At 62.2% G+C, this 23,444-nt stretch carries 27 protein-coding genes, 6 tRNA genes and 1 pseudogene; 20 read left to right on the plus strand and 14 right to left on the minus strand.

Annotation, left to right across the window (positions count from 1 at the left end; translation table 11 throughout):
- The first annotated feature begins 49 nt into the window (after nt 1–49).
- A complete protein-coding gene (gene gshB / locus JHD64_RS11040; RefSeq protein ID WP_199053264.1) occupies nt 50–1,006 on the plus strand; it encodes a glutathione synthase in 957 nt (318 codons plus the stop codon).
- A 264-nt stretch (nt 1,007–1,270) separates the two neighbouring features.
- Entirely contained in the window at nt 1,271–1,657 is a 387-nt protein-coding gene (locus tag JHD64_RS11045) for a diacylglycerol kinase (protein ID WP_082693396.1), read from the plus strand.
- On the opposite strand, the gene JHD64_RS11050 is transcribed toward JHD64_RS11045, so the two are convergent.
- Nucleotides 1,654–2,403, minus strand: a complete 750-nt coding sequence (locus JHD64_RS11050; protein ID WP_199053265.1) for a hypothetical protein — start codon at nt 2,401–2,403, stop codon at nt 1,654–1,656. The genes JHD64_RS11045 and JHD64_RS11050 overlap by 4 nt on opposite strands.
- Before the next feature lie 132 nt (nt 2,404–2,535).
- On the opposite strand from JHD64_RS11050, the gene JHD64_RS11055 reads away from it, so the two are divergent.
- Nucleotides 2,536–2,907: a DUF1622 domain-containing protein gene (locus JHD64_RS11055; protein WP_082693730.1), complete on the plus strand. Its 372-nt coding sequence runs from the start codon at nt 2,536–2,538 to the stop codon at nt 2,905–2,907.
- 29 nt (nt 2,908–2,936) lie between these two features.
- Here JHD64_RS11055 and JHD64_RS11060 read toward each other — a convergent pair whose 3' ends face one another.
- The 5 genes from JHD64_RS11060 to JHD64_RS11080 all read right to left on the minus strand — a co-directional run bounded on the left by JHD64_RS11060 (nt 2,937) and on the right by JHD64_RS11080 (nt 8,719).
- The gene (locus JHD64_RS11060) at nt 2,937–3,320 is read right to left on the minus strand and encodes a hypothetical protein (protein WP_059287383.1); all 384 of its coding nucleotides are present in this window, start codon (nt 3,318–3,320) and stop codon (nt 2,937–2,939) included.
- 314 nt (nt 3,321–3,634) lie between these two features.
- On the minus strand, nt 3,635–5,932 hold the full coding sequence (gene topA / locus JHD64_RS11065) for a type I DNA topoisomerase (protein ID WP_199053266.1): 2,298 nt from the start codon (nt 5,930–5,932) through the stop codon (nt 3,635–3,637).
- Between the two features lie 170 nt (nt 5,933–6,102).
- Nucleotides 6,103–6,561 carry a DUF494 family protein gene (locus JHD64_RS11070; protein WP_059287381.1) on the minus strand — a complete coding sequence of 153 codons (459 nt, stop codon included), beginning with the start codon at nt 6,559–6,561 and terminating at the stop codon, nt 6,103–6,105.
- A 41-nt stretch (nt 6,562–6,602) separates the two neighbouring features.
- On the minus strand, nt 6,603–7,685 hold the full coding sequence (gene dprA, locus JHD64_RS11075) for a DNA-processing protein DprA (protein ID WP_110313031.1): 1,083 nt from the start codon (nt 7,683–7,685) through the stop codon (nt 6,603–6,605).
- The gene (locus JHD64_RS11080; RefSeq protein ID WP_199053267.1) at nt 7,682–8,719 is read right to left on the minus strand and encodes a LysM peptidoglycan-binding domain-containing protein; all 1,038 of its coding nucleotides are present in this window, start codon (nt 8,717–8,719) and stop codon (nt 7,682–7,684) included. Before JHD64_RS11080 ends, dprA begins: the two co-directional genes overlap by 4 nt.
- Nucleotides 8,720–8,844: 125 nt before the next feature.
- Here JHD64_RS11080 and def point away from each other — a divergent pair, with 125 nt between their 5' ends.
- From def to JHD64_RS11120, 8 genes are all read left to right on the plus strand, one after another.
- Entirely contained in the window at nt 8,845–9,348 is a 504-nt protein-coding gene (gene def / locus JHD64_RS11085; RefSeq protein ID WP_059285450.1) for a peptide deformylase, read from the plus strand.
- 84 nt (nt 9,349–9,432) lie between these two features.
- The gene (fmt, locus tag JHD64_RS11090; protein WP_199053268.1) at nt 9,433–10,353 is read left to right on the plus strand and encodes a methionyl-tRNA formyltransferase; all 921 of its coding nucleotides are present in this window, start codon (nt 9,433–9,435) and stop codon (nt 10,351–10,353) included.
- 33 nt (nt 10,354–10,386) lie between these two features.
- Complete coding sequence (gene htpX / locus JHD64_RS11095; RefSeq protein ID WP_059285449.1) at nt 10,387–11,238, plus strand: zinc metalloprotease HtpX; 852 nt, start codon at nt 10,387–10,389, stop codon at nt 11,236–11,238.
- A 163-nt stretch (nt 11,239–11,401) separates the two neighbouring features.
- A complete protein-coding gene (gene rsmB / locus JHD64_RS11100) occupies nt 11,402–12,655 on the plus strand; it encodes a 16S rRNA (cytosine(967)-C(5))-methyltransferase RsmB (protein ID WP_199053269.1) in 1,254 nt (417 codons plus the stop codon).
- A gap of 4 nt (nt 12,656–12,659) precedes the next feature.
- Nucleotides 12,660–13,214: a DUF4390 domain-containing protein gene (locus JHD64_RS11105; RefSeq protein ID WP_370540952.1), complete on the plus strand. Its 555-nt coding sequence runs from the start codon at nt 12,660–12,662 to the stop codon at nt 13,212–13,214.
- Between the two features lie 41 nt (nt 13,215–13,255).
- Nucleotides 13,256–15,319: an ATP-binding protein gene (locus tag JHD64_RS11110; RefSeq protein ID WP_233170444.1), complete on the plus strand. Its 2,064-nt coding sequence runs from the start codon at nt 13,256–13,258 to the stop codon at nt 15,317–15,319.
- On the plus strand, nt 15,319–16,587 hold the full coding sequence (locus tag JHD64_RS11115; RefSeq protein ID WP_059285445.1) for a sigma-54 dependent transcriptional regulator: 1,269 nt from the start codon (nt 15,319–15,321) through the stop codon (nt 16,585–16,587). Before JHD64_RS11110 ends, JHD64_RS11115 begins: the two co-directional genes overlap by 1 nt.
- Nucleotides 16,588–16,695: 108 nt before the next feature.
- Nucleotides 16,696–17,451, plus strand: coding sequence for a HesA/MoeB/ThiF family protein (locus JHD64_RS11120; RefSeq protein WP_199053271.1), 756 nt, complete (start codon nt 16,696–16,698; stop codon nt 17,449–17,451).
- Nucleotides 17,452–17,510: 59 nt separating this feature from the next.
- Here the strand turns inward: JHD64_RS11120 and JHD64_RS11125 are convergent, their stop codons facing one another.
- The 5 genes from JHD64_RS11125 to JHD64_RS11145 form a co-directional block, all read right to left on the minus strand.
- On the minus strand, nt 17,511–18,002 hold the full coding sequence (locus tag JHD64_RS11125; RefSeq protein ID WP_199053272.1) for a TlpA disulfide reductase family protein: 492 nt from the start codon (nt 18,000–18,002) through the stop codon (nt 17,511–17,513).
- A 57-nt stretch (nt 18,003–18,059) separates the two neighbouring features.
- Entirely contained in the window at nt 18,060–18,467 is a 408-nt protein-coding gene (locus tag JHD64_RS11130; protein ID WP_199053273.1) for a thioesterase family protein, read from the minus strand.
- 29 nt (nt 18,468–18,496) lie between these two features.
- The gene (locus JHD64_RS11135; RefSeq protein ID WP_059285441.1) at nt 18,497–18,871 is read right to left on the minus strand and encodes a hypothetical protein; all 375 of its coding nucleotides are present in this window, start codon (nt 18,869–18,871) and stop codon (nt 18,497–18,499) included.
- 24 nt (nt 18,872–18,895) lie between these two features.
- A complete protein-coding gene (locus tag JHD64_RS11140) occupies nt 18,896–19,741 on the minus strand; it encodes a TonB family protein (RefSeq protein ID WP_199053274.1) in 846 nt (281 codons plus the stop codon).
- Nucleotides 19,742–19,838: 97 nt separating this feature from the next.
- Nucleotides 19,839–20,303 (minus strand): Dps family protein, encoded by a 465-nt coding sequence (locus tag JHD64_RS11145; RefSeq protein WP_103523069.1) that lies wholly within the window; start codon nt 20,301–20,303, stop codon nt 19,839–19,841.
- A gap of 106 nt (nt 20,304–20,409) precedes the next feature.
- Here JHD64_RS11145 and JHD64_RS11150 point away from each other — a divergent pair, with 106 nt between their 5' ends.
- Nucleotides 20,410–20,706 carry a DUF167 domain-containing protein gene (locus tag JHD64_RS11150; protein WP_059285438.1) on the plus strand — a complete coding sequence of 99 codons (297 nt, stop codon included), beginning with the start codon at nt 20,410–20,412 and terminating at the stop codon, nt 20,704–20,706.
- Here JHD64_RS11150 and JHD64_RS11155 read toward each other — a convergent pair.
- A complete protein-coding gene (locus tag JHD64_RS11155; protein ID WP_059285437.1) occupies nt 20,700–21,119 on the minus strand; it encodes an FxsA family protein in 420 nt (139 codons plus the stop codon). The two genes, JHD64_RS11150 and JHD64_RS11155, sit on opposite strands and share 7 nt — an antisense overlap.
- A 17-nt stretch (nt 21,120–21,136) precedes the next feature.
- On the opposite strand from JHD64_RS11155, the gene cutA reads away from it, so the two are divergent.
- The 8 genes from cutA to JHD64_RS11195 all read left to right on the plus strand — a co-directional run bounded on the left by cutA (nt 21,137) and on the right by JHD64_RS11195 (nt 22,613).
- Nucleotides 21,137–21,463, plus strand: coding sequence for a divalent-cation tolerance protein CutA (gene cutA / locus JHD64_RS11160; RefSeq protein WP_233170445.1), 327 nt, complete (start codon nt 21,137–21,139; stop codon nt 21,461–21,463).
- A gap of 151 nt (nt 21,464–21,614) precedes the next feature.
- Nucleotides 21,615–21,690: transfer RNA gene (locus JHD64_RS11165), tRNA-Lys, on the plus strand.
- 7 nt (nt 21,691–21,697) lie between these two features.
- Nucleotides 21,698–21,773: transfer RNA gene (locus tag JHD64_RS11170), tRNA-Lys, on the plus strand.
- 31 nt (nt 21,774–21,804) lie between these two features.
- A tRNA-Lys gene (locus JHD64_RS11175) sits at nt 21,805–21,880 on the plus strand.
- A 10-nt stretch (nt 21,881–21,890) separates the two neighbouring features.
- A tRNA-Lys gene (locus JHD64_RS11180) sits at nt 21,891–21,966 on the plus strand.
- 28 nt (nt 21,967–21,994) lie between these two features.
- A tRNA-Lys gene (locus JHD64_RS11185) sits at nt 21,995–22,070 on the plus strand.
- A 9-nt stretch (nt 22,071–22,079) separates the two neighbouring features.
- Nucleotides 22,080–22,155, plus strand: a tRNA-Lys gene (locus JHD64_RS11190).
- Nucleotides 22,156–22,286: 131 nt separating this feature from the next.
- Nucleotides 22,287–22,613 carry a hypothetical protein gene (locus JHD64_RS11195; protein ID WP_199053275.1) on the plus strand — a complete coding sequence of 109 codons (327 nt, stop codon included), beginning with the start codon at nt 22,287–22,289 and terminating at the stop codon, nt 22,611–22,613.
- A gap of 15 nt (nt 22,614–22,628) precedes the next feature.
- Here the strand turns inward: JHD64_RS11195 and JHD64_RS11200 are convergent, their stop codons facing one another.
- Both JHD64_RS11200 and pyrE read right to left on the minus strand, forming a co-directional pair.
- Nucleotides 22,629–23,234: a DUF4124 domain-containing protein gene (locus tag JHD64_RS11200; RefSeq protein ID WP_059285434.1), complete on the minus strand. Its 606-nt coding sequence runs from the start codon at nt 23,232–23,234 to the stop codon at nt 22,629–22,631.
- Nucleotides 23,231–23,444, minus strand: a pseudogene (gene pyrE / locus JHD64_RS11205) (orotate phosphoribosyltransferase); the annotation flags it as partial. The gene JHD64_RS11200 and the pseudogene pyrE, both read right to left, overlap by 4 nt.

Genomic DNA, 23,444 nt, shown 5'->3' on the forward strand with positions numbered 1-23,444 from the left:
GCCGTCTGCCGGCCCGCCAGTGCCTGCTGGCGAAACCCTGGAGAGCACCATGCGTATCCTGTTCATCGCCGACCCGCTGGAACAGTTCAAGATCTACAAGGACAGCACCTTTGCCATGATGGAAGAGGCGGCACGACGCAATCACGCCATCAGCTTTGCCGAGGCGCGCCAGCTGTCGGTGGAGGGCGGGCGGCTGCTGGTGGATGCCCGTGGCCTCACCGTTACCGACGAACGCAAGGGCGACCACCCGGCCTGGTACAAGCTGGACGATATCCATCGCCAGCCGCTGACCGCCTTCAATGCGGTGGTGATGCGCAAGGACCCGCCCTTCGACATGGAATACCTGTATGCCTCGCAGCTGTTCACCCTGGCCGAGGCGCAGGGCGTCAAGGTCTTCACCAGCGGCCAGGCGCTGCGCGACTTCAACGAAAAGCTGGCCATCCTCAATTTCCCCGAGCTGACCGCGCCCACCATGATCACCGGCGAAACGCCACGGCTGAAAGCCTTTATCCGCCAGCATCTGGACGTGATCCTCAAGCCGCTGGACAGCATGGGTGGCGACAGCATTTTCCGGGTGACGCCGAACGACCCCAATCTGTCGGTGATTCTGGAAACCATCACCCTGCGCGGCAAGCGCACCATCATGGCCCAGCGCTATATTCCGGAAATCCGTGATGGCGACAAGCGCGTGCTGGTGATTGACGGCGTGCCGGTGGACTACTGCCTGGCACGCATTCCGGCTGCGGGGGAAACCCGTGGCAATCTGGCCGCCGGTGGCCGTGGCGAAGCCCGCCCGCTCAGCGCCCGCGACCGGGAAATCGCCGAAGCGGTCGGCCCGGAGCTGAAAAAGCGCGGCATCCTGCTGGCCGGGCTGGACATCATCGGCAATTACCTGACCGAAGTGAATGTCACCAGCCCCACCTGCTTCCGCGAAATCATGGACCAGACCGATATCAATGTCGCCGGCCTGTATATCGACGCACTGGAACGCGCCACCGCCCATTAAGACCCGCTCACAAAACCCCCGATTCTGCGTTGCGCCGACTTGCCGTACTCACTGTACTGTCTGCGTCGGCGCGCCTTGACTCGGGTACTCTACGAGGTTTTGTTAGCGGCTCTAAGCCTTGCCATCAGCCTGTCATCTGCCAGCGGCACCATCGCCGCTGGCGGTGCGGCAATCCAGGCTTGCCGCATGGCAGGGCAGGGCTTAACATGCCGCTCGCCGGGCCGGCAAATGCCACCCGCCATCCGCGCAATCACTGGATCTGACATGAGCAAGCATGAGGAAAGCCCGTTCAAGGGCAAGACCGGCGTCCGCCGGCTGATCAACGCCTTCGGTTATTCGCTGGACGGCATCAAGGCGGCTTACCGCCATGAAGATGCCTTTCGCCAGCTGGCCTTGCTGGCCTGCATCCTGATTCCCTGTGCACTGTTCCTGGTGCCGGCCAGCCCGCTGGCACGCGCCATGCTGGTGGCCAGCTCGCTGGCCACGCTCATCATCGAATTGCTCAATTCCGCCATCGAAGCCGCAGTCGATCACACCTCGCTGGAACGCCACCCGCTGGCCAAGCGGGCCAAGGACATGGGCAGCGCCGCCCAGCTGCTGGGCCTGATCAATCTGGCCGCGGTATGGCTGCTGGTGTTGTTCGGGCGCTAAGGTCGCAAGCCACGGCGCGACGCCGACTGCGCCAGCAATGACAGCAGGCTGGCCAGCAGGAAGGCGATGTCGCGGTCCAGTCGCGGCAGCAGCAGTACCAGCGTCAGACAGAATACGGCAAAGGCAAAGCGCCCCAGCAGCATGCCGCGCAATAGCGTCTGCACCGCAGCAGCGCCCTGCGCCTGCTGCATCGATACCGCCATCACCACCCCCAGCAGCGGAAACACCGCCAGCACGCCGCTCCAGGCCGCACCCAGCCGCTGCGCGGCCGCACTCACCGCCAGTGTCAGCACGGCGGCAGCCAGCATGCGCAGCCACAGCCGGTCGTGGCTGGGGCTGTCCGGCGGCAGCTGCGCTGGTCGTGGCAAGCAGAAATAATTGCCCCCGACACTCAGTGCCGCCACGCCCAGCGCCAGAAGCAGCGAGGGCGTGAGTTGCTGCAGCAATAGTGCGGCGAGCAGCCAGCCGCCGAGGGCGGCGGCCAGCGCCAGCGGCCAGTGCCGGCGCGCTGCGGTACGGGCATAAATCAGGTTGAAGGCTTCGGATGCCGCAATGGCGGCGATGGCTTGCATGGCTGCCACGGCAGCAAACGCCTTGCCCTGCTCATGGGCCAGCAGCCACAGGATGGGACCGGCGACGACCGGCAGACCGGACAGCCAGCCGGCCAGGGCGGGGCCGCGGTAACGCGCCACCAGCGACAGCGCATACAGCAGGGTGGGGATCAGGGTCAGTTTCAGCAGCAACATGCAGTGGACCGGTAGCAACAGCCGGCCCAGCATAACATGCAGATGGCATCACGCGCTGCGCTTCCGGGCTGCCTGGCAGCGTGCTTGCGTGTATGCTGGTCAGCTCCTGCCCTGTCAAGCGAGAGGATGCATATGCTGTCACCGGCCGATTCTGGCGTGGAAGAACTGGTGCTCAATCTGGTGCTGTGGCTGAAACTGGCGGTGGAAGCCAGTGGTGCGCTGGTGATTGGCGTGGGAGTGCTGTTTGCCGGCCTGCGTTATCTGCAGCGCTGCTTTGAGCCGGGCATGGCGCAATACAACGCAGTACGGCTGAGCTTTGCCCGCTTTCTGGCACTGGCGCTGGAACTGCAACTGGCGGCGGATATCCTGTCGACTGCAGTAGCCCCCAGCTGGGACCAGATCGGCAAGCTGGCGGCCATTGCCGTACTGCGTACCGCGCTCAATTTTTTCCTGGCCCGGGAAATCCGCGATACCGAGCAGGCAGAGCAGCCGCCAGCGCGCTAGCTGCCCTGTGCTGGCCTGCTATGCCGGCCTCAGCGCGCCTGGCGGCGGTAGAGATAGCCGGGATAGACCCGGATGCAGCCGCTGACATCTTCGACCTTGCCATATTCCCCCACCAGCTCCCAGCTGGCGCCATTGGCCTGCAGTATCCGGTAGACCGGGCTGCCGGCCTGATAGAACAGCAATTCATTGCCATGGAAGTGGTCCAGCGGCAGCAAGGGCTGCTGGCTGGGCAGCACCAGCAGCATGGCCGCGGTATGGATGTCCATGTCGGCCAGTTGTTCGCGATCGGCGGCCACCATGCCGCAGAAGGCCATCAGGAAGGCAAGCGGCAACATCAGCCAGTGGCCGCTGAGCAGGCCGAACAGGGTGAGAATGGTGGCGCCGGTAAAAAAGAAGCTGCTGTGTGTTTTCATGAGGTGGTTCATTGCCCGGGCTTGTGGCCTGCAAATGGCAAACGCCGCCTGGCTGGAGGCGGCGTTGTGCGGGTAGGTATTGCTCCGTCGCGGGAAGCTGCACCGCTGGCACGCTCAATCCGGCAGGGTTTGTCGGCAGGCTGTGCGGCGCATATTCTGAATTATATGAGTATTTTTCTGAAATTAAGCAATAAAAACAGTGTGTTGCGAATGCTGATGGCGTAGCGGCAATCACGGCCTGCATTGTGACGGCCTGACAAAAAAACAACGCCACCCTGAGGTGGCGTCGTGCTGGGCAATCCGCGGGCGGTGAATCACTCTTCCGCCGGCTTGGCTTCCGGCGGGGCAATCACCTCGCTGTAGCCGCATTCCTTCTGCGGGCACACCTTTTCCGTACCGCGACGCTTGGTGGTCTTGATGGTGAGGATAGGCCAGTTGCACTTGGGGCAGGGCTCGGCGATCGGCGGGTTCCAAGTGGCGTACTTGCACTTGGGATAGGTATTGCAGCTGTAGAACAGCTTGCCGTAGCGGCTCTTGCGCTCGATCAGGTGGCCGGTCTTGCACTCCGGGCACTCCACGCCGGTGTCGCGGGGTTTTTCCAGCGGCTCGATGTGCTTGCACTTGGGGTAGTTGGCGCAACCGATGAATTTGCCGTAACGGCCCTTCTTGATGTGCAGCTCGCCGCCGCAATCCGGGCAGACCCGGTCTTCGATCACCGTCGGGGCTTCGGCTTCTTCGGCAGCCTGCTCGGCGGTTTCACCGATATTGCGGGTGTAGTCGCAGTCCGGGTAGCCGGTGCAGGCAATGAAGCGGCCGCGCTTGCCAAACTTGATTGACAAGGGCTTGCTGCACTTGGGGCAGGCTTCGTCCAGGCTTTCGGTGGTGACTTCGGCGCGGGAAATGCTCTCTTTTTCCGCCAGCTGCTTGGAAAAACCCTTCCAGAAGCTGTCCATCACCGGCACCCATTCACGCTGGCCGCTGGCGATGTCATCCAGCTGGTTTTCCAGCTTGGCAGTGAAGTTGTAGTCCACGTACTGGCTGAAGTGTTCAGTCAGGAATTTGTTGACGATGTCGCCGGTGTCGGTGGGCTGGAAGCGCTTCTTGTCCAGAATCACATACTCGCGGTCTTTCAGCGTGGAGATGATGCTGGCGTAGGTGGAAGGACGGCCGATGCCGAATTCTTCCAGCGCCTTCACCAGGCTGGCTTCGGAGAAGCGCGGTGGCGGCTGGGTGAAGTGCTGTTCGCCGTACAGCTTGTCCACCGGCAGGCTGTCGCCTTCTTCCAGCAGCGGCAGCTTGGCGTTGTCTTCGTCCTCGGCATCATCCACGTCTTCTTCGTACACGGCGAGGAAGCCGGCAAAGGTCTGCACCTGGCCGCTGGCGCGGAAGATGCCCTCGCCCATGGTGATGTCGACGCTGGTGGTGTCGAATTTGGCTGGTGCCATCTGGCAGGCCAGGGTCCGCTTCCACACCATGTCATACAGCTTGAACTGGTCGGTGGTCAGGAAAGGCTTGACCGATTCCGGCGTGCGCAGGATGGAGGTGGGGCGGATGGCCTCGTGCGCTTCCTGGGCATTCTTGGACTTGTTCTTGTAGGCAACGGCGTTCTTGGGCAGAAAGTCGTTGTTGAAGGTGTCGCTGATATAGCTGCGGATTTCTTCCACGGCTTCATTGGCCAGCGCCACCGAGTCGGTACGCATATAGGTGATCAGACCGACCGTGCCCTGGCCGATGTCGATCCCTTCGTACAGCTGCTGTGCCGTCCGCATGGTGCGGTCGGTGGTCATGCCCAGCTTGCGCACGGCTTCCTGTTGCAGCGTGGAGGTGGTGAAAGGGGCAGCCGGGCTGCGCGATTTCTTTTTCTTCTCGATGCTGGTGACGGTGGCCGGATGGCCTTGCAGGCGCGCCAGGATGTCGGCGTGTTCGGCGTCGCCGGGAATGGCGAACTGGTCCAGCTTCTGGCCGGCCAGGGTGGTCAGCTTGGCCGAGAACTTGGTTCTGCCCTTGTGGCTGTCCAGATGCACCGACCAGTATTCCTGCTGTACAAAGGCCTTGATCTCGTTCTCGCGTTCGCAGATCAGGCGTAGCGCCGGGCTTTGTACCCGGCCAGCCGACAGGCCGCGGCGGATTTTCTTCCACAGCAGCGGCGACAGGTTGAAACCCACCAGGTAATCCAGGGCGCGGCGTGCCTGCTGGGCATCGACCAGGTCCTGGGCGACTTCGCGCGGGTTGCCGATGGCTTCCAGTACCGCATTCTTGGTGATTTCGTGGAACACCACGCGCTGGGCAGTCTTGTCCTTCAGCAGCTTCTTGCTGTTGAGGATCTGCACCAGGTGCCAGGAAATGGCTTCCCCTTCGCGGTCCGGGTCAGTGGCCAGGTAGACATGGTCCACCTCGGCCACCGCCTTGACGATGGCGTCTACATGTTTGCTGTTGCGGGCGATCAGCTGGTACTTCATGGCAAAACCCTTTTCCGGGTCTACCGCACCGTTTTTCGGTACCAGATCGCGCACGTGACCGTAGGAAGCCAGGACTTCGAAGTCCGGTCCCAGGTATTTCTTCAGCGTTTTTGCCTTGGATGGCGACTCAACGATCAAGAGGCTGGAGGGCATGTTTTCGTTTCAGTGTGTACCGGAGGGGCTCCGGCTGATAGCGGGTCTATCTATCAAATAAAGCAAGTGCGCAAATAAAACAAGAGCGCGTGTGGCGCTCTTGTGCAAAATTCCGTGCAGTCTCGTCAGGCGAGGCGGGATGTTAAGCCCGCCGCACCGGCGCTGACAAGTCATTGCATGGTGGGTTCGCCGTGAATGGCGTCCAGCAATTCTTCGCCCAGCAGGATGGGCAGTTCTGCCTTTTGCGCCCACAACACCATCAGCGCCACCAGTTTGGCCGAGCCGACATTGATATCGTCATCCGGCAATTCAAACAGGCGGTCGATCACCATTTCGCGCTGCGAGGGCGACAGTGCGCCGTGGTCTTCCAGAAACTGGATCAGGCCGCGCACTTCGGTCGGCAGGCGTTCCTGCTCGGCATCGGCATAAATACGCATGCCCGAGGCGTCGTCCGCACTGGCATACAGGCCTTCCACCATATTGGCGACATTGTCCAGCCAGTCGAGCGCGTCGTTGATTTCCTCGTCTTCGAAGCCGGCGGCTTCCAGCTGGCGCATCAGTGTGCCGCGGTCGCCAAAGGCATCCGGGTCACGGTATTGCTCGAACAAATATGTGAGAACGTCAAACATCAGGTCTTCTTCAAATGAGCTGCTACAGAATCCAGTCTGAATCAGACCAGTCGCTGGACCTGCCCGCCAGGCAGGCTGGTGAGCTTGCCGGCAAGCTCCAGCTCGAGCAGCATCGCGTAAACCTCCCCTTGCGTCAACCCGAGTTGCTGTGCCAGCCACTCGCTGCTGACCGGGTCGTAGCCCATCAGGGTGAGAATCTGCCCGGTCGCCGCGGCCGGATCGGGAGCGCAAACGGTGGCCGGGCGCGCGCTGTGGCGCAGTCTGCCCACTTCTTCCAGCACGTCTTCCACCGATTCCACCAGCCGGGCGCCATCTTTCAGCAGCCGGTGGCAGCCACGCGCCTGCGGGTTGTTGATCGAGCCGGGTACGGCCATGACTTCGCGCCCGCTCTCCGCCGCCAGCCGGGCGGTGATCAGCGAGCCGGAATTGATATTGGCTTCCACCACCAGGCAGCCGCGGGCCAGGCCGGCAATGATGCGGTTACGGCGCGGGAAATGGCCGGCCAGCGGACCGGCACCCAGCGGGAATTCGGACAGGATCAAGCCGGCGCTGCCGATCTGGTGTGCCAGCGCGCGGTTGCTGGCCGGGTATACCCGGTCGATGCCGGTGCCGATCACGGCGATGGTGGAGCCGGCCGCAGCCAGGGCGCCCTGGTGTGCCGCGGCGTCGATGCCGCTGGCCAGTCCGCTGACGATGGTATAGCCGTGTTCGGCCAGTCGTCGGGCAAAGTCACTGGCGATCTGCTTGCCCGGCGGTGTGGCGCTGCGGCTGCCCACCATGGCCAGCATGGGCTGCTGCAGCAATTCACGGCGACCGCGGGCAAACAGCAGCGGCGGTGGAGAAGCGGTTTCTGCCAGCGCCTGCGGATAGTCGTCATCCTGCAGGCTGAGCAGGCTGCATTGCTCGCCTGCGGCCCAGGCCAGTGCGGCGTCGACATCCGGCTGCGCCACCCGCTCGCGCAGCGCCTGGGCAGCCTGCTGGCCGATCAGTGGCGTGGTCTGGGCGGTGCTGGCGGCCACGGCATGGCTGGCCGAACCAAAGCTGGCGATCAGCTTGAGAAAGCCCACCGGACCGATGCCCGGTGTCAGCGCCAGCAGCAGCCAGTCGCCGGTGCTGTCGCTCATTCGCTTTCCGGTGCGGTGACGACATCGCCGACACTGGCGGCGTCGGCGCTTTCCAGCACCAGTCCGTAGGACACCTTGTCAAACACGCGGTAGATGAAAATCTTGCCTATGGTCTGGCCCGGCAATGTGACGATTTTTTGCTGGCCGTCGGCGGTGGTGATGGAAACCGGCTTGGCGTTCTTGACAATGCTGAACACATCGCCCGCTTCAACCTGTTCGCGCCGGCCGCGGTTGATGACTACATTGGAATACTGCGCGGCACCGTCCACGCCATCGTAGACCGAGATGATCTGGCCACGGATGTCGCCATCCGGGCTGTGCGGCACATAGCTGACAAACTGGTCTTTCGGGGCCTTGATCAGGCGGTCGCCCACCAGGATTTCTCCGGCCACACTGGTGATGTGCATGGTCTGCACGTCCTCGCCCAGCTTGTCGACCACCACGTCGCCACCGTACATGACTTCGTAGCCGAGGTTTTCCTTGGTGTCGGGGTCGATCAGCGGCTTGCCGGCACGATAGGCCTGCCAGTTGCCCATTTCGGCCACACCATTGGCATAGACGCGGTCGCCCGTGCCGAAGGCCAGCCGCTGTTCCGGCCCGGCAATCAGCCTGGGGGCGGTGTTGAACTGCGCTTCATCGACCACCAGCGGACGGCGGAGGAAGGGCTCGATGGCCGCGGCCGGAATACTGGGCACCGCCTTGTCGATGTCGGACATGCGTACTTGCGGTGACAGCCGCACTTCGTCCTGCTTGCCCTTTTCCAGCGACAGGCGCGGCTGGCCGTTGACATAGCTCAGCACCAGCACGTCGCCGGGGTAGATCCAGTGCGGGTTCTTGATGTCGCGCTTGTTCATCTGCCACAAGCTGGGCCACTTCCATGGGCTCTTGAGGTAGCGTCCCGAGATGCCCCACAAGGTATCGCCCTTGGTCACGGTGTAGCGCGCGGGTGCGTCGGGCTTGATGGTGAGGGTGTCGGAAAATGCCGGGAGAGCCAGTCCCAGAGCCAAAGCAAGCGATATAATACTTTTACGCATGAAAAGTGCCCCAATATTGAGTGTAACGAGCGCCCGCGAGCGCTCCTTTGACAAACGAGCATGCGTCAGACCCGTCTATTATCGACGTGCTGATGGCATTACGACAACTTGGAGCAAGAAAACCGATGGCGCTGCTGAACATTCTGCATTATCCGGATGCGCGTCTGCATACCGTGGCCACGCCGGTCGAGACTTTTGACGCTGCCCTGCAGACCCAGATCGACAATATGTTCGACACCATGTACGAGGCCAAGGGCATCGGTCTGGCTGCCACCCAGGTGGACTACCACCAGCGGCTGGTGGTGATGGACATTTCCGAAGAGCACAACGAGCGTCGCGTCTTCATCAATCCGGTCATCCTCGAAAAAGAAGGTGAAACCGTGTACGAAGAGGGCTGCCTGTCGGTGCCCGGCATCTACGACAAGGTGACCCGTGCCGAGCGGATCAAGGTGCGCGCCCAGGATGCCACCGGCAAGGCGTTCGAGCTGGAAGCCGACGGCCTGCTGGCCATCTGCATCCAGCACGAAATCGATCATCTGGATGGCAAGGTGTTCGTCGAATACCTGTCCGAGCTCAAGCAGGGGCGGATCCGCACCAAGCTGAAAAAGCGCGAAAAACAGAATATGTAAGGCATGACGGCCACCTGTCCTTACCGGGTGGCCCTGGCTGATTGAAGACAGGCCTGGCCTGTCTTTGTTAATTGCAGGCTGACAATGAAACTGATATTTGCCGGTACGCCGGAATTCGCCGCCGCAGCGCTCAAGGCCCTGTTGGCTGCCGGACATGAAATTGCCCTGGTGCTGACCCAGCCGGACCGCCCGGCGGGCCGTGGCATGAAACTCAAGCCCAGCCCGGTGAAGCAGGTGGCGCTGGAGCATGGCCTGCGCGTGGAGCAGCCGGTTTCCCTCAAGACGGAAGAAGCCCAGCGCATGCTGCAGGAGGTCGGTGCCGAACTGATGGTGGTGGCGGCCTATGGCCTGCTGCTGCCCAAGGCGGTGCTGGAGATTCCGCCGCGCGGCTGTCTCAACATTCATGCCTCGCTGTTGCCACGCTGGCGCGGTGCCGCACCCATCCAGCGCGCCATCCTGGCCGGTGACCGCGAAACCGGCATCACCATCATGCAGATGGATGTCGGGCTGGATACCGGCGACATGCTGTCCATCCATCCGTTGGCCATTGCCGCTGATGACACCGCAGCCAGCCTGCATGACAAGCTGGCCGCATGCGGCGCCGAGGCCATCGTCAGCACGCTGGCGCAGCTGGACAGCCTGCAGGCACAGCCACAGCCGGAACAGGGTGTGAACTATGCCCACAAGCTGAGCAAGGCCGAGGCCGAAGTGGACTGGTCCTTGCCGGCCGCCACCATTGCCCGCGCCATTCGGGCCTACAACCCGGCACCGGGCGCCTTTACCAAGCTGGACGGCGAACCGCTCAAGCTGTGGTTTGCCCAGGCCATCGCCGGCGAAGGCGAACCGGGTGTGGTACTGCGTGCCGATGCCGAGGGCGTGGTGGTGGGCAGCGGTGAGGGGCTGGTGGTCATCAGCCAGCTGCAAGCCGCAGGGGGCAAGCGGCTGAGTGCGCGTGATTTTGCCGCCGGCCGTACCGCGCTGGTGGGAACCCGTCTGGGCGGCTAGGCATCACAACAGGCCAGAGCAAAGGAGGCTAGCGTGAATAATCTGTTCAAGACTGCAGTGCTGATGGCCGCCTTCGTGGCGTTTCTCGGCTTCATTGGCGCCATGGTGGGCGGCAAGAGCGGGCTGTTGCTGGCCTTGCTGTTTGCCGGCGGGATGAATCTGTTTGCCTACTGGAATTCCGACCAGATGGTGTTGCGCATGTACAACGCGCAGGAAGTGGATGCCAGCACGGCCCCCGAGTTCTACGGCATGGTGGCCGAGCTGGCGCAGCGCGCCGGCCTGCCCATGCCACGGGTGTATGTGATTCATGAAGACCAGCCCAATGCCTTTGCCACCGGGCGCGATCCGCAACACGCCGCCGTCGCCGCCACCACCGGCATCATGCGCATGCTGGACTACCGCGAGCTGCGCGGCGTGATGGCGCACGAGCTGGCCCATGTGCGCCACCGCGACACGCTGATCTCCACCATCAGCGCCACCATGGCCGGTGCGGTATCTGCCCTGGCCAGCTTTGCCATGTTCTTTGGCGGGCGGGACGAAAACGGCCGGCCGGTCAATCCGCTGGCCGGACTGCTGGTGGCCATTCTGGCGCCGCTGGCCGCCAGCGTGATCCAGATGGCCATTTCCCGGGCGCGCGAATTCGAAGCCGACCGCGGTGGCGCCGAAATTTCCGGCGATCCGCTGGCATTGGCGGCAGCGCTGCAGAAGATCGAGTACTACGCTCAAGGTATCGCCATGCCCACGGCACAGGCACACCCGGAAACCGCGCAGATGATGATCATCAACCCGCTATCCGGTCTGAGCATGGGCGAGCTGTTCCGCACCCATCCGCACACCGAGGAGCGCATTGCCCGCTTGCATGCTATGGCGCGCGGCGTGGGCTGAACGTATCATGCGCCTCTAGCAAGAATCCGTTGCCGCCGGATCCGGCCAGACTGCCTGGTCGCCGACGCCGACGGAGACCCACGGGCCGGTGCCAGGATATGCGCGCCGGCCATTATCAACGGCGAGAACGCAGTCCTCGCCGTTTGCCATTTAAGGTTTTGACATGCATCGCATACAGCAACTGGCCGCCGACGTGCTGGGCCAGGTGGAATCCGGCCATACCCTGACCGAGGCACTGGCCCAAGCCCAGCGCCAGGGCAGCGAACTGACGCCACCAGAGCGTGCCGCCCTGCAGGACATCTGCTACGGCAGCCTGCGCCAGCTGGCGCGTCTGCGCTTCTGGCTGCGGCGGCTGGTGCCCAAGGCCCTGCCGGAGCCGCAGCTGGAACGGGTGCTGCTGGTGGCGCTGTATCAGCTGGTGTATACCCGCGCGGCCGATTACGCCATCGTCAACGAGGCGGTCAAGCTGTCCGAGCGCCTGGCGCGTGGCAAATTCAAAGCGCTGGTCAACGGCGTGCTGCGCAATTTCCTGCGTCAGCGTGAGGAAATGCTGCGGCTGGCCGACAAGGATCTGGAAGCAGCCACCAATCATCCGCGCTGGTGGATCAAGGCGGTGCAGCAGGCGTACCCGCAAGAATGGTCGTCCATCCTGGAATGGAACAACAGCCACCCGCCGATGACGCTGCGCGTCAATCGCCGCAAGAGCACGCTGGCGGCCTACCTCGCACAGCTGGACGCGCTGGGCATGCGCGCAACGGCACTGGACGAGGACGCCGGCATCATGCTGGACAAACCGGTCAATGTGCGCGAACTGCCGGGGTTTGCCGATGGCGTGGTATCGGTACAGGACTGGGGTGCGCAGCAGGCTGCCCGGATGCTCGACTTGCAACCCGGACAGCGCGTGCTGGATGCTTGTGCCGCGCCGGGTGGCAAAACCTGTCATATGCTGGAAATGGCCGAGGTCGACATGACCGCGCTGGATATCGACCCGCAGCGACTGCAACGGGTGGCAGAGAACCTGCAGCGTGGTGGCTTGCAAGCCAGCCTGCATGCGGCTGATGCCGGGCAGGCGACTGACTGGTGGGATGGCAAGCCCTTCGATCGCATTCTGGCCGACGTCCCCTGCTCGGCATCCGGCGTGGTGCGTCGTCATCCGGACATCAAGTGGCTGCGCCGTCCGGGCGATTTCGCCGCGCTGGCCCGCCAGCAGGCGGCGATGGTTGACACGCTATGGGGGCTACTCGCTTCCGGGGGCAAAATGCTTTACGCTACGTGCTCGATTTTTCCGGAAGAAAATCAGCAGCAGCTGAGCGCATTCCTGGCACGACATCCCGATGCCGAATGCCTGGATCAGCAACAACTGTTGCCCTGTGAGCGTCATGACGGTTTCTATTACGCGCTGCTTGCGAAGCATTAGCCTGGTGTTATGGCTACTGGTCTGTGCCGTCAACACGGCGCAGGCCGATGGCATTCTGGCGCGCCGCGCCGATGCCGAGCTGACCCCGGATGGGCAGCTGTCACTCAGCACCCGCTTTCAGACCAGGCTGAGCAGCGGTCTGAACGATGCGCTGGAGCAGGGCGTGGCCCTGACTTTCCGGCTGGAGTTCGAACTGACCCGGCCACGCAGCACCGCCTATTACCTCAACCTGAAAGAATGGTTCGAGCCGCATGCCAGCCTGGCTTTCAAGCTGTCCTACCAGCCCTTGACCAGCCGTTACCGCATTACCATCGGCAGTTTTTCCAATTATTACCGTACCCTGGCCGAAGCAATGGGCGCGCTCGGCTCCATCCAGGACTGGCGCGTGCTGCAAAGCGGGGCGCTTGATCCGCGCAGCCCCGGCAGCGTGGCGGGCCGGGTGCGACTGGTGCTGGACATCAGCGAGCTGCCCAAACCCTTCCAGATCAATGCCCTGGGCTCGGGGGAATGGAGCCTGTCCTCCAACTGGACCGCCATCAGCATGAAAGATGGCAACTGATGCGTTATGCGGCGATTGCCCTCGCGGCCTTCGGTGCCATCATGCTCTACCTACTGGCAGTGGCCACCGGCAATGCCTCCAAGCTGGCCGAGTACTACTGGTGGGTGTTCGGCCTCAACAGCCTGCTACTGCTCGGCCTGCTCGGCGTGGTGGGCCGCCAGCTGCTGCGGCTGCGCCAGCGGGTCAAGGGCCGCGTGTTCGGAGCCAAGCTCACCCAGCGGCTGGTGATGATGTTTGCCGTGGTAGCGCTGGTGCCGGGCTTGCTGGTGTTTACCATTTCGGCCCAATTCCTGACGCGCAGCATTGAAAGCTGGTTCGACGTGCGAGTGGAATCGGCACTGGACCGTGGCCTGGAACTGGGCAAGGGCGCACTCAACTATGTGCTGGAAGACGTTGGCCGCAAAAGCCGCGTGGTGCTGGATGACATCGACGGCCTGCCCGGCAGCATGCTGCCTTCTCGGCTGGAACGCTTGCGCGAGCAGCTGGGCCTGCGCGAGCTGGCGATTTTCAACAAATCGGGGCAGCTACTGAATTTTGCCAGCAATAATGCTCACCAGCTGCCGCAAGCGCCTGCCCGCGATACCTTGCGTGGCCTCAAGCTGCGCCAGGGCAGCAAGAGCATTGAAAACGAGGCCGGCGGCCTGACGCTCAAGGTGCTGCTGCCCTATCGCACGCTGGACGGCGACTGGCGTGTGCTGCAGGTGGTGCAGGCCGCGCCGCAGTCCATCGCCCGCGATGCCGAACAGATTGAAACCGCCCGCGCCGAATATCATCAATTGCTGCTGTCGCGCGATGGCCTGAAAACCTTTTACATGCTGACCCTGGCGCTGGCCTGTCTGCTGGCGCTGACCTCTGCCCTGGCCTTTGCCCTGTTCCTGTCCGAGCGCCTGTCCGCACCGCTATCCGAACTGGCCGCCGGCACCCGTGCCGTGGCCCAGGGGGACTTTTCCAAGCGGCACCCGGTTTATCGCCGTGATGAACTGGGCATGCTCACCACCCTGTTCAACCGCATGACCCAGCAGCTGGAAGAAGCACGCCAGACGGCCAACCAGAACCAGCGGGCACTTGAAAGCGGCAAGCTCTACCTGGAAAGCATACTGGCCAATCTGTCCGCCGGTGTCATCGCCCTGGACGAAAGCTGGCAGCTGCGCGCCGCCAATACCAGTGCCGGCCGCATCCTGGGCGTGGACTTTGCCGAACTGGTCGCCTACCCGGTCAAACAGTGGTCGACGCAGGTGCCGGCGCTGATTCCCCTGGTAGACACCATGCTGCAGCATGGCGAGAACAAGCTGGAGGAAGAATGGCAAACCCAGCTGGATTATGTCACCGGCCAGGGCGCGCGCAGCCTGCTGGTGCGCGGCGCCCGCTTGCCGGAACGCTCCGGAAGCGGTTATGTTGTGGTGTTCGATGATATAACCGAGCTGGGACGGGCGCAGCGCGACGCGGCCTGGGGCGAGGTGGCCAAGCGGCTGGCGCATGAAATCCGCAATCCGCTCACTCCCATCCAGCTGTCGGCCGAGCGCCTGGCGATGAAACTGACGGCCAAGCTGGAAGCGGCAGATGCCGACATGCTCAAGCGCTCAACCGACACCATCATCAAGCAGGTGGCGGCGCTGAAGAACATGGTGGACGCTTTCCGCGATTATGCGCGCGCACCACGCATCAAACTCAGTGAACTTGATCTCAATCAGGTAGTACGGGAGGTTGCCACGCTGTACGAATCCAATCCGGCTGTTAAGATTGAACTGGAAGACAGGCCGCTGATGATCATGGGGGATGCCGCACTGCTGCGGCAGGTATTGCACAACCTGATGCAGAACGCACAGGATGCGGTCCTTGACGTTGACATCCCGATGATTCACATTAGCAGCCGACAAGAAGGAAGAAACGCGACCGTCTGCGTGCAGGACAATGGTTCGGGCTTTCCTGCCGAGCTCCTGCCACGCGCGTTCGAGCCCTATGTGACCAGCAAGCCCAAGGGAACCGGGCTGGGACTGGCGGTGGTGAAGAAAATAGCGGAGGAACACCATGGCCAGGTCATATTGGGGAATGGCGAGCAGCAAGGCGCGCGAATTCTTCTCACCCTGCCATTGCTGGAGGCCTAATGCGTAGCAGCGATATATTGATTGTTGATGACGAGATCGGAATACGTGAACTGCTCTCGGAGATCCTGCAGGATGAGGGATACACGGTTGCCCTGGCGGAAAACGCCGAGGTAGCCAGACAGCTGCGCAACCAGACGCGTCCCGCGCTGGTGCTGCTGGACATCTGGATGCCGGACTGCGACGGGGTCACCCTGCTCAAGGAATGGGCCAAGTCCGGCCAGCTCAACATGCCGGTCGTCATGATGTCTGGCCATGCCAGCATCGATACCGCAGTGGAGGCGACCCGCATCGGCGCCTTCGATTTCCTGGAAAAGCCGATTGCCCTGCAAAAGCTGCTCACCACGGTGCAGCGCGCGCTGAAGTATGGCGACATGCAGGCCAATACCTCGCTGAATCTGGACAAGCTGGGACGCAGCGAACCGATTCAGGAGCTCAAGCGCCAGCTGGAGCGGGTGGCCAAGGTCAAGTCGCCGGTGCTGCTGACCGGTGAGCCCGGTTCCGGTTTCGAACTGGTGGCACGCTTTTTCCATCAGGGCAATACGCCCTGGGTGACGCCGGCCAAGCCGGAACAACTGGCGGATGCGCCGCTGGAATTGCTGCAAAAGGCCAATAACGGCGTGTTGTTCCTGCCGGAAATCGGCCAGTACAACCGTCGTGTGCAGCAGGGGCTGTTGTTCCTGCTGTCCAAGCTGGACCGCTTCAACGTGCGCCTGCTGTGTTCCTGCAGCCGGCCATTGCAGGAATTGCTGGTCGATCCGGAATGCGACAACCGCCTGCTGACGGCACTGTCCAGCGTCATCGTGCCGATTCCGCCGCTGCGCGAGCATGCCGAGGACATCATCTTCATCGCCGAACAGATCCTGATCGAGCTGGTGGAGTCGCGCCAGGTGCCCAACAAGAAGCTGACCACCGCCGCACTCAATGCGCTGCGCCAGTATGACTGGCCGGGTAATCTGGAGCAGCTGCGCAGCATCATCAAGAGCCTGGCGCTGACTTCCGAATCGGACGATGTCGACGCGCCCGAGGTCAACAAGGTGCTGGCGCAGTTCCGCCACGAAAAGCCGGTGGAGGAGTCGGGCTTCGACTTCAACATGCCGCTGCGCGAATTGCGTGAGCAGCTGGAGCGGCGGTATTTCGAGTACCACATCTCGCTGGAAAACGGCAATATGAGCCGCGTGGCACAGAAGGTGGGCTTGGAACGTACCCACCTGTACCGCAAGCTCAAGCAACTGGGCATTAAGTTTGCCCGCAAGGTGGTCGAGGAGTAATCCCTGTCCCGCCCAAGCAGACGCCAGCCTCGTGCTGGCGTTTTGTTTTGCCGGCTAGCTCGCTGGAGCTATGGCATCCCTGGCCTGATTTGACTAAGCTTTGACCCCATGACAGATCTGAATGATGCAGCCCTGCTGCGCTATAGCCGGCACATCCTGCTGCCGGAAATCGATATCGAAGGCCAGCAGCGGCTGCTGGCAAGCCGTGTGCTGGTGATCGGTGCCGGGGGGCTGGGCTCGCCGGTGGCGCTGTATCTGGCCAGTGCCGGTGTCGGTCATATCACCCTGGCCGATGACGACCAGGTGGAGCTGAGCAATCTGCAGCGCCAGGTGGTGCATGAGATGGCATCACTGGGGCAGAACAAGGCCGAATCGGCGCGGGCGCGCATGCTGGGGCTGAACCCGGAGATCCAGGTGCGGGCGCTGGCCGAGCGCTTAAGCGCAGACCGCCTGCTGGAAGAAGCGAGACAACACGATCTGTTGCTGGACTGTTCGGACAATTTCGCTACCCGCCATGCGGTGAACCGTGCCAGCGTGGCGGCTGGTGTGCCGCTGGTATCCGGTGCCGCGGTGCGCTTTGCCGGGCAGTTGGCGGTATTCGACCCGCGCGTGCCCGGCTCACCCTGCTATCACTGCCTGTTTGCCGAGGAGGGCGAGGTGTCGGATGGCCCGTGTGCCACCTTTGGCGTGTTGTCACCGCTGGTGGGGGTGATGGGCAGCATGCAGGCGGTGGAGGCGGTAAAGCTGCTGGCCGGGCGACAAGCGGTGCTGGGGCGACTGACTCTGTACGATGCGCTGAGCGGTGAGATCCGTCAGCTGAAATTCAGCCGCGATCCGGCCTGCCCGGTGTGTGCTGCGGCCTGAGCGTCCCCGGTTCTGACCAACACAAAGCCCCGCATTGGCGGGGCTTTGTGTTGGATGGCTCAGGTACCCAGCTGCTGGTTCAGTATCTGATGCACTTCCTTAAAGTCCATCACGCCGACATAGCGTTTGAGAATATTGCCCTGCTTGTCGATCAGAAAGGTGGTCGGTGCCAGCTGGATGTCACCGAAGGCCTTGGCAATGCTGCCCTGCCCATCCAGGGCGACAAAGAAGGGCAGCTGGTTTTGCTGTACAAAAGCCTGCACGTAATTGGGCGGGTCGTAGCTCATGGCCACGGCCATCACCTGCAGGCCGCGCGCAGCGTACTGCTGATGCAGTTTCTTGATTTCCGGCATTTCCTCCACGCAGCCGGAACAACTGGTGGCCCAGAAATTGACCAGGACCACCTTGCCCTTGAGCGAGGCGGTATCGGCGTGCTGGCCGCTCAGCGAGGTATAGCTGACCTGCGGTGCCGCATTGCGGTCGAACAGCAGGGTATAGGCCACCAGGCCGATGACGGCAACCGCCAGTAGTGCGATCAGTACCTTCTTCATGCTTGCTACATCCGGAAAAGGGATAGACAGCAGCCCCGTCTGGCGGGGCTGTCGGGCTTATTGGTCCAGCATGGACTGCAGGAGTTCCTTCAATTGTCCTTCCAGTGACACGGCCTTGTTCTGCTTGGCATCAAACACCACAAAAGTCACGTCGGCCTCGGCAACCACCTTGTCGCTACCGGCCAGGGTGACCCGCTGGTGCATGACGGCGCTGCGGCTGCCTATGCTCTTGACCGAGGTGGCCAGGGCCAGTTCGTCGCCCATGGTGGCCGGGTAGCGGTAGTCGATATTGATGTTGACCACTACCAGTGCCAGCCCGGATTGCAGAAACCAGGGCAGATCGCCACGGTCTTCGAAAAAGCTCCAGCGGGCTTCTTCCAGAAATTCCAGATAGCGGGCGTTGTTGACGTGGCCGTACAGGTCCAGATGATAACCCCGGACCTTGATGCGTGTTTCATGCGACATGTGTTTCCCCTTGTGGTGAACGCTGTACCTCAATCCTCGGCGTTGAGGTCCAGCGGGACGAATGGTTCGCGCTCTAGTGGCGTCTCGACCATATCGGTGAGTACGGAGTGGATTTCTACTTCAAACCACTCCAGAAACAGGGCGGGAGAAAGTTGCTCCGGCCACAGTTGTTCATCATCGCACCAGTCGGCCAGCTCTGCCTGAAACAGCAGGCGATAGTGCTGCAGCACGAAGTCGGCGGCCGAGGCGTAATCGTCGGCTGCCGGAATCAGCAGGGCATTGCAGTCGCGGGTGAGAATGTCCAGATCCAGCTGCCCGTCGAGATCGCCAGGCAGTTGCTGCAGCCAGTCGAGAAAGGGGGCTTTGGGGCGGATCAGCGCAATGCTGCGGTTGACTTCAAACATGATGCTTCCTTGTCGTGGGTTCGACTAATTGTTGTCCCGGCTAAAGGTAAAGGCCTTGACGATGGTCAGGGGCCCCTTGCCGGCCAGTGAGGGGGGAAAGCGGCCGAATGGGGCATGTCGGGTGACCAGATTGATGGCCGCTTCGTCCACCAGGCTGTTGCCGGATTTTTTCACCAGCTGGATGTCCTGCAAGCTGCCATCCGGCAGGATGCTGACCGCGAGGGTGACCGAGCCGTAGATATGCTGCTGGCGCAAGGCTTCCGGATAGTTTTGTCGCCCGATGCGTTCCATGCGCAGCCGCCAGTCTTCCTTGTAGCGTGCCCAGGCATAGCGATTGGCGCTGTCACCTGCGCCATCGGCCGTGCCGCTTTCCAGCGTGCTGTCTTTCACGTCGCGGTCCCCGCGCTGCACGCTGCCGAGGTTGGCGATCTGCCCCAGCAGGTTGGCGGCGCTCAGTGGTGCACTTGCACTGTTCTGGGTCGGATTGGCTGCGGCCAGTGCCGGTTTTTTGCGGTGGTTCTCGTGCAGCAGATTGGTGTCGTTGCTGGCTGGCAGCGCGGCGACGGACTGCTCGGTCTGTTCGGATTTGGCCGTGGGCCGGCTGTGGCTGGCCAGATGATTGGGGGCGCTGGTATTGCCGCGGCCCTGGTTGCTGTCTTCACTCTGGCGGAGGGTGGGCAGGGCTTGCCGTGTCGGCACCTGCACCAGCTGGATATTGATACGGTTGTTATCGGGCAGGGTGATGCCGGGAGTCCATGAAATGACGCTGCTGGCCAGCAGTAAGGCATGAGCCAGCAGGGACGCTGCGATCATGATGATCAGCGGTCCGTTCGTGCTGGTGCTGGTGGGTTTGCGCAGATTGGCGGTCATGGGCAACTGGCGGCCTCCGTAAGTCTGCTGCAGTTTACCATGGCTGGGGATGTGCCAAGAAAAACGCCGCGCTGGGCGCGGCGTGGGGCGTGTCAGATTATTTGTCCAGCATGCTGCGCAGCATCCAGGCGGTTTTTTCATGCACTTGCAGACGCTGGGTCAGCAGGTCGGCGGTCGGCTCGTCGGCAGCGCGCTCGGCCAGCGGGAAAATGCTGCGGGCCGTGCGACAGAGGATTTCATGGCCATCCACCAGTTGTGCCAGCATTTCTTCGGCCTTGGGCACGCCGCTGGCCTCGGCAATGGCGGTCAGCTTGGCGTAGTCGGCATAGCTGCCGGGCGCGAAGTGACCCAGGGCGCGGATGCGCTCGGCGATCAGGTCCACGGCCAGCGACAGTTCGTTGTATTGCGTCTCGAACATCAGGTGCAGGGTGTTGAACATCGGCCCGGTGACGTTCCAGTGAAAATTGTGGGTTTTCAGATACAGGGTGTAGGTGTCTGCCAGCAGGCGGGAGAGGCCGTGGGCGATGTCCTGACGATCTTGTTCGTTGATGCCGATATCCATATGCAAACTCCTGGTTGGTGGGCAAGCCGGACCGGATCAGGCTGCCAGGCGCGGCTTGAGCGCGGCTGGATTTGGTCTAGAATTGCCCTTTTGCGGAAAAATCACCATGAAACCCTGGCTGGTCTGTAGCGGCCATACCGTGCGTCTCACCTTGCATGTCCAGCCCGGCGCCCGAAAAACCGAGGTGGCGGGCGAGCATGGCGACTGCCTGAAAATCCGCCTGGCCGCGCCGCCGGTCGACGGCAAGGCCAATGCGGCATTGCTATCCTGGCTGGCCGACTGTTTTGCGGTCGGCAAGCGCGCGGTGGCCTTGCAGGCCGGTGACAAGAGCCGCCACAAGGTGGTGCTGATCACCTCGTCACTGGCCGAGCCGGAAGTGCTGGCCTTGCTGGGCATTCAGTGAAGGCGCTGCTGCTGGTCCGCTGGCTTGTCGACACGGCTGAATTCGCCCTCGATGACATCATCCGCTGCCCTGGTGGCGGCGGCCATGTTCAGTGCCGGGCCCTTGAATGGTAGCAGCAGCAGTATAGCCAGCAGATCGCTGAGGATGCCAGGAATGGCAAACAGCAGGCCGGACAAGGCATAGCGCAGGGGCCACAGCAGTGAGTACAGCGACACCTGCTGGCCTTGGCGCAGCACGCTGGACAGCGTCAGCAAGGCGCCCAGCTTCTGGTTGCGCAGCATCCAGATGCCCAGCAGACTGCTGGCCAGCACCAGCAGGAACACCACGCCACCGCCCAGGTGATGGGCCAGCGTGACCAGGGTGGCGATTTCCAGCAAGGGATAAAGCAGTAACAACAGCAAGATGGCGCGCATCGAATCAAGGTATCCGTATGAATTGTCTGATGGTGATCTGCAATGTGCCGGACGAAACCACCGCCACGCACATTGCACATGTTCTGGTGCAGGAGCGTCTGGCTGCCTGCGTCAATATCCTGCCAGCCTGCAGGTCGGTTTATCGCTGGGAGGGCGAGCTGCAGGAAGCCAGTGAAATCCCCCTGCTGATCAAGACCACCCCGACCGGCTATCCCGGCCTGCAGCAGCGTTTGCTCGGGCTGCATCCTTATGATGTGCCGGAAATCATCGCATTGCCAGTGGCACAGGGCTTGCCCGCTTACCTGACATGGGTATCGCAGTCGCTGCTTTCAAGTGATGACTAGCGGGCGCGGAGGGAATTTGGACCGCGGGCCCTTGGTCATGGTTCCAGCCGTGTAGCATGAAATGCGGGTCTATGCCCCGGTTTTTCCAAATTATTTCGGTAAAAGCCTTGACTGAAAAAGACGGTTTTATTATAGTTGCGAACTCTTTCGTGGGTCGGTAGCTCAGCCGGTAGAGCAGCGGACTTTTAATCCGTTGGTCGCGAGTTCGAATCTCGCCCGACCCACCACCGTTTCGGGTTGTTAGCTCAGTTGGTAGAGCAGCGGACTCTTAATCCGTAGGTCGAGTGTTCGAGCCACTCACAACCCACCAGTTTTTCCGGTTTTGCCATCAGGCAAGACACGGGTCGGTAGCTCAGCCGGTAGAGCAGCGGACTTTTAATCCGTTGGTCGCGAGTTCGAATCTCGCCCGACCCACCACCGCTTTAGCGGGTTGTTAGCTCAGTTGGTAGAGCAGCGGACTCTTAATCCGTAGGTCGAGTGTTCGAGCCACTCACAACCCACCAGTTTGTCGTTGTCACTCATTGCAGGATCGGGTCGGTAGCTCAGCCGGTAGAGCAGCGGACTTTTAATCCGTTGGTCGCGAGTTCGAATCTCGCCCGACCCACCACCGCTTTGCGGGTTGTTAGCTCAGTTGGTAGAGCAGCGGACTCTTAATCCGTAGGTCGAGTGTTCGAGCCACTCACAACCCACCAGTCAGTCTGCAGAAGCCCGGTCACCCTAGTGTGGCCGGGCTTTTTGCATTGTGCTGATGCCCTGTGGTCGTCAAGCCGGCCATCCGCGTGGATAATGGATGCGTCGAGAATACCTGTGAGAGGGCAAGGCAATGATCAAGAAATTCGCTTGTGTGTTGTGGCTGGCGACGATGGCGCTGCCAGCGCTGGCGCAAACGTTGGATGAGCAGCTGCTGGCAGCGCAGATGGCTTACCAGCAGGCAAACAATCTGCAGGAGCAGGCCCAGGCGCGCCTGACGCAGGCGCAGGCGGCCAAACAGCAGGCGGACCAGCGGCTGGCCGATGCGCAAATGGCGGCGCAGCGTGCGGCGGAAGAGCTGTCGGCGGCGACCGCAGCGAATACGGCGGCCAGTGAGCAGTTGCAGCAGCATACCCGGCAACTGCAGGAGGCATGGCAGCGCAAGGAAGCCGGCGGTTGAGGCGGCGCGGCGGGTTTACTGAGCGCCGCGGCTGAGCTGCTGATAGCGGTTGATGTCTTCCTGCATTTTCTGGCGCACGCTGTTGAGCTCGGCCTGCTTGGTGCTGATCAGCGCGCCCAGACCCTTTTGTTCCTGCTGGATGACCTGGATATTGTGCTGCAGGGCCGGTGCTGCCGGCCGGTGCAGTTTCTGGTTGGTGTCTTGCTCTTTCAGCATGTCGCGCAGCTGCAGGTTGAGGCCCTTCAACCTGGAATACTGGGCATCCAGCGATGCTTGCAGGATGCTCAGCTGCTTTTCCCGGTCGGCCTTCAGTTCGCCAACACTGCGGTAACTTTCCAGCAAACCCTTGTCATAGCGTGCGCTGTCCAGCTGGCGCTGTTGTTCCTGCTTGTGCAGGGCCTCGCTGGCTTCGCGCTGGCGGCGTGCCTGTTCACTTTCCGCCGGTTTGCGTATCACACCCTGACGACTGAGCTCGGCCACGCCCTGCTTCTGGTTTTGCAGCGGCGCGGCATCGCTGTAGTGCACCTTGCCTGCTTCGTCCACCCACTTGTACAGCGTGCCATCAGCCATGGCCACGCTGCCGCTGAGCAAGATCAACAAGGCAGACAAGTGCTGGGTCATTTTTCACTCACTCCATATTGGGCGCGATAAGCGCGTACTGCCGTCAGGTGTTGCGCCAGTTGCGGGCTGTCCTCAAGGAAGCCCAGCAGGTCTTGCAGGGTGGCGATGGCCACGACCGGCATGCCATATTGCTGTGCCACTTCCTGCACCGCGGACAATTCACCGCTGCCGCGCTCCATGCGGTCCAGCGCGATGGCTACGCCTGCGGGG

Origin of the sequence: Aquitalea sp. ASV15 (assembly GCF_016429115.1) — a bacterium.
Classification (GTDB): domain Bacteria; phylum Pseudomonadota; class Gammaproteobacteria; order Burkholderiales; family Chromobacteriaceae; genus Aquitalea; species Aquitalea magnusonii.